This window comes from Kitasatospora kazusensis, assembly GCF_039529945.1.
In the GTDB taxonomy this organism is placed as follows: Bacteria; Actinomycetota; Actinomycetes; order Streptomycetales; family Streptomycetaceae; genus Kitasatospora; species Kitasatospora kazusensis.
The window spans coordinates 1-792 of the sequence record NZ_BAAANT010000139.1 but is presented as its reverse complement, the minus strand read 5'-3'; the positions used below and the strand labels follow the sequence as shown (position 1 = coordinate 792).

General features: G+C 64.1%; 1 protein-coding gene. It reads left to right on the top strand.

Features of this window, described 5'->3' with window-relative positions; translation table 11 throughout:
* Positions 1–261 precede the first annotated feature (261 nt).
* Positions 262–699 (top strand): hypothetical protein, encoded by a 438-nt coding sequence (locus tag ABD330_RS32365; protein WP_344469890.1) that lies wholly within the window; start codon positions 262–264, stop codon positions 697–699.
* Positions 700–792: the final 93 nt, after the last annotated feature.

The following is a 792-nucleotide window of genomic DNA, read 5'->3' as shown; positions in this document are numbered from 1 at the left end:
ATGGCGCGGTCGATCTCGTCCAGCTGATCAACGGTGGCCACACCCGTCTCCGCGGCGCCCCTCACCAGCAAGATCACGATCTACGGCTGGAGTACTAGCCTCGGGCTTTCATGAATGTCGGACGAGACGTGAGGACCGGGCACCAGCCCTGGCTTCTGACCTGCTGCGATGTCCTTCTGGTTCTTTGCGGCCGTGGCTTGCTGCTCTGCACCTGCTGGGTGAGGGTTACGCCAGCACTGACTGTCTGAAACGCTGTGCAGCATGGACGTCTCCCAGCTCACCGCCGAGGACCATGCGTCCGCTGAGCACGCCCAGCAGCGGCTCGCGAGCCTGTCCGGTGCCGCTCCGACCCTCTTCCGACAGATGAAGTCGTGGCAGGACTTCGTGACCGGTGTCGAGGAGGGCTTCGACACGACATGGCTCTGGGAGTACCACAACGACCTAGGTTGCCGTGATTGGCTGCACGACGCCGGGCCGCTGCTCACCCCGGCCTTACGGACACTGTGTCAGACCGTGATCGATGAATGCGATGCCCGCTACCGCGCGGCGACGTGGCCGGCCATGCCACAGGAACCCGGGCCAAGCCGTTGGACGGTGCAAGGCAGGTGGTGGCACGACCGCTTTCCGTTGTTGATCGACCATGACGAGGACATTGAACTGCCGGCATCCTGGTCGCCGACGCCCAAGCGCCTGCCCTAGCCTCAATACCAGTGACTTAGTGGTCCCAGGCTCGTCTGACCGTGACGGGTGGGTTGATCGGGGCGGTCTTGTGGTGCGGCGCGATGGTGACTG

What these genes read in the sequence shown, in the direction of transcription:
- ABD330_RS32365 (WP_344469890.1), top strand. Translation starts at nt 262, where the DNA reads ATGGACGTCTCCCAGCTCACCGCCGAGGACCATGCGTCCGCTGAGCAC.